Consider the following 3,873-nt stretch of genomic DNA (forward strand, 5'->3'; position numbering starts at 1 on the left):
CAACCGCTTCGCCACTCAAAACACAAATCCGCAGTGGAATTGGTTCATTCAGTTGCGTAAAGGCGGGATGGAGTAGTGCCAGTATCCGTACCTGTACCGGTCGCTGTGCCGGTGTCCGTACCTGTCGCTGTACTCGTGGCAGTACCAGTGTCTGTGCCGGTGCCGGTCGCTGTGCCGGTGTCCGTACCTGTCGCTGTACCGGTGTCTGTGCCAGTAGCCGTACCTGTGCCGGTCGCTGTACCGGTGTCTGTGCCGGTACCAGTGCCGGTGTCCGTACCTGTACCAGTAGATGTGCCAGTACCAGTATCCGTACCGGTCGCAGTGCCGGTGGTACCGGTATCCGTACCTGTGCCGGTCGCTGTACCGGTGTCTGTGCCGGTACCAGTGCCAGTATCTGTACCGGTGCTTGTCTCTGTACCAGTACCTGTCGCTGTGCCGGTGTCCGTACCTGTCACTGTACCAGTGTCTGTGCCTGTGCCAGTATCAGTGCCAGTACCTGTGGCAGTACCTGTACCAGTGTCTGTACCAGTACCTGTCGCTGTACCAGTGCCAGTATCTGTACCGGTGCTTGTCTCTGTACCAGTGGCGGTGCCAGTACCTGTGTCTGTGCCGGTGGTACCGGTATCCGTACCTGTGCCGGTCGCAGTGCCGGTGTCCGTACCTGTACCAGTATCTGTGCCAGTACCTGTGCCGGTGTCTGTACCAGTACCTGTCGCTGTACCGGTGCCAGTATCTGTGCCTGTCGCGGTTCCAGCGTCTGTTCCTGTGGCAGTACCAGTATTTGTGCCACCAGTACCACCTGTTCCAGTACCGGTACCCGTCCCATTAGGTGGTTCTGTTGTATGGGGAGGTTCTGTTGTATGGGGAGGTTCGGTGGTTACAGGCTCTGTGGTTACAGGTTCTGTCGTCAAAGGCTCTGTGGTTACAGGTTCTGTCGTCAAAGGTTCTGTGGTTACGGGTTCCGTTGTCAAAGGCTCTGTGGTTACGGGTTCCGTTGTCAAAGGCTCTGTGGTTACAGGTTCTGTCGTCAAAGGTTCTGTTGTTGCCGGCTCTGTTGTTCCAGATGGTGGTTTTTGGTTGGAAGGTGGTCTTGTTATTGATTGTGTCTGACCAGACGGCTGAGGTATTGTATTGCCATCCTCCCTGCGTCCCAAAAATTCAGGCTCTTCTGTGATTGGCTCACGGCTATCCTGATACTTGATAGGTGATGTATCATGTCCAAATTCGATTGGTGCAAATGTAGGTTCCTCTGTTGGGGGCATTGGTACCGGTATCTGTTGCCGCCCATCAGGATTGGTAATCGGATCAACACGATCCAGCAACCCCATCTTGTCGACAACCAGATCTACAGCGGAGTGTAAAATGGCATCTGAGCCATGAAATCCTTTGGACACTTCCACAACCCCTACTTCGGGTTGTAGGTTTGCCAAATCGGAATATTCATTGGTCTCCCAACGAACAGACTGAATCAGTTCACTCTGATCCGCTCCGTCCGACATGTGTGATGCGGATAAATCCAGTAGTTCTGCCGCCTGTTGTTGTTCGGTTGACGGTTTGAAACTACCATCTGTACCCATTTGTGGACCAGTCTCATTGTTACTGACTGATTCGGCCATGTTCATCACTCCTGATGCGTTATGATACTCGCCAAATAGCGCAATTTGCCCAAAGTAAAACCAATCAACATCTGTTACATTAAACTAACCATATGAATTTGATACATTTTTTTGCATTTTTCTGCAGACCGCCATACCCCAACATAACCATGGCATACTACCGACTATTTGATAGTATAGGGAATAAAAAAGGAATTACAATAGCGAAGTGGTATTATCCCCCATTCGTTATATACACAGGCAAAATCAACCGGAATCCGGTATCATCTTTACCTGTATCTGGATAGGTTCCTCCTCGGTAGGCGGATCGCAGCAAATCTGGAGAGGAGCGCCACGATCCTCCTCGTTTAATGCGATAGCCAATTGCTGTCCGGTGCACTGGATTGCGTAATTTTGCCTGCATGGTACTGTAAAAATTTTCATCGTATTTATCCAAGCACCACTCCCATACATTGCCGTGCATGTCATGCAGGCCATAATAATTGGCTGCAAAGATGCCACAAACAGTTGTTCCTTTACGATAAATTCCTGTTTCTCCCTCGCCGTATACAGCCTCGCCATAATAATTTGCCTGATCAGTACGAATCGTCTGACCGCTGGAAAAGGCGGTGCTGCTGCCTCCGCGACAAGCATATTCCCACTGGGCTTCTGATGGCAGTGCAAACGGATACCCTGTACGCCTGCTTAGCCACTGGACGAAGGCCATGGCATCGAACCAACTGATATAGACAACAGGATGTTGATCTGTTTGGGCAAAGCGGGTTTTACGCCAATTATAGCTATCCAACTTTTTTCTGGCTCGTTCATTATCTCGTAATGCAAATTGCATGCGCTCTCTGTCGGTCTGGTAGAGTGCCTCTTCGGCAAACTGGGCAAATTCACGCACCAACACGGGAAAACGCCCCATCCAAAATCCATCCAGTTCGACTCGATGGCGTGGCAATTCTCGCGCAAACCATTTATTGAATTCCGCCTCATCTTCTTGTTTACGCAATATTTTACTCTCAGCTTCCGATTGTCCCATCATGAATTTGCCACGTGGAATCCAGTTGAATTGCATTCCAGTTAACGGTTCACGCCAGGTTTCACGAATTTTTGGGGATTCGATAAGGTTAGCATTCTCTTTATAACTGACCTGGGTAGCCAAAGAATCACGTTCTTCCCAATTTTTTTGTGCTTTTCGCAGAGCATCCACGACAGTGTTCATACTGGCATAACGCACTCCGGTGACAAGAGGTTCTGTACTGGAGCGAGCAGGAGCGCGTTTTTCGCACAGACATGTTTCAATAATTTTGACACACTCTGGCATTGTTTGACGGGTTACAGGTGACCATTGTGGGCCGCCCTGTTCACGTAATTTTGGCAGGAGAGGTTTAAGATAATCATATCCATCGACTGGCCAACGACCTTCCAGAACAAACATGCCGATCATACCGAATCCATAGATCAAAATTTGCTCATCGATGATGTTGACAGAACGATCGAGCAATTCAGGAGCCATATAAAAATCGGTTGTAATAACACGATGATAATCTGACAATCGCGCTTCATAGACACCACCAAGATCGATCATGGCCATTTGAAATGGTCCATGAGGCATACCATTGACCATGATATTTTCCAATTTCAGGTCAGTAACGATCAAACCGGTATCTTCGAGCAATTTTTGTAACAGGAGAGCCAGTTGGATCAACAGAGCGAAGCGGCGAGCGATAGTCAGTCGTTTTTCCCGCGCCAGCTCCTTGATACAGTCGTATAAGTCATAGGGCCAATAGTCCATATAGACCAGACCATACACTGCGATGGGATCGTTATTATCCTGGGTTTGCCAAGCATGACAGGCACGCACCCGTACCAGGCTGCCATGATGCAAACGATCCCAATTTTGTTGCAATTGTCGCCATTCATGCGACTCTTCCCAGTCCGAGGTGGTGTTGGTATGCGCTTCATTGGCATGCCGCATCTGCAAGGGAATGATTTTGACGGCAATTTGTTTTGTTTCGTCGGCAACGAGAAACACCTGGCCGAAGCTGCCCGATCCCAATAGACGAATCATGCGCAACGTAGGTGTGAAATGACGAATGATCAGTTCAGCCTGTTCTGGAATGAGATCGACTGGAGTGGGCATAGAGTTACTCCTTCCATTGTTGGCTAATGGGCACAGAAGCTGATTCCGATGGATCTGGAAAGCGATCTCTTTCCAATAAAGTCAGCCAGATGGCACTTCTTACCATTTCATTATTAAAATAGATTTCCC

Annotated in this window: 2 protein-coding genes; both read right to left on the bottom strand. The window is 49.2% G+C overall.

Features of this window, described 5'->3' with window-relative positions:
• Nucleotides 1-44: 44 nt before the first annotated feature.
• The gene (locus tag EJP87_RS18660) at nucleotides 45-1,616 is read right to left on the bottom strand and encodes a hypothetical protein (RefSeq protein ID WP_227657661.1); all 1,572 of its coding nucleotides are present in this window, start codon (nucleotides 1,614-1,616) and stop codon (nucleotides 45-47) included.
• Nucleotides 1,617-1,830: 214 nt separating this feature from the next.
• Entirely contained in the window at nucleotides 1,831-3,744 is a 1,914-nt protein-coding gene (locus EJP87_RS14495; RefSeq protein WP_130472576.1) for an SUMF1/EgtB/PvdO family nonheme iron enzyme, read from the bottom strand.
• Nucleotides 3,745-3,873: the final 129 nt, after the last annotated feature.

The sequence above is a fragment of the Candidatus Magnetaquicoccus inordinatus genome (assembly GCF_004217665.1).
Taxonomy (GTDB): Bacteria; Pseudomonadota; Magnetococcia; order Magnetococcales; family Magnetaquicoccaceae; genus Magnetaquicoccus; species Magnetaquicoccus inordinatus.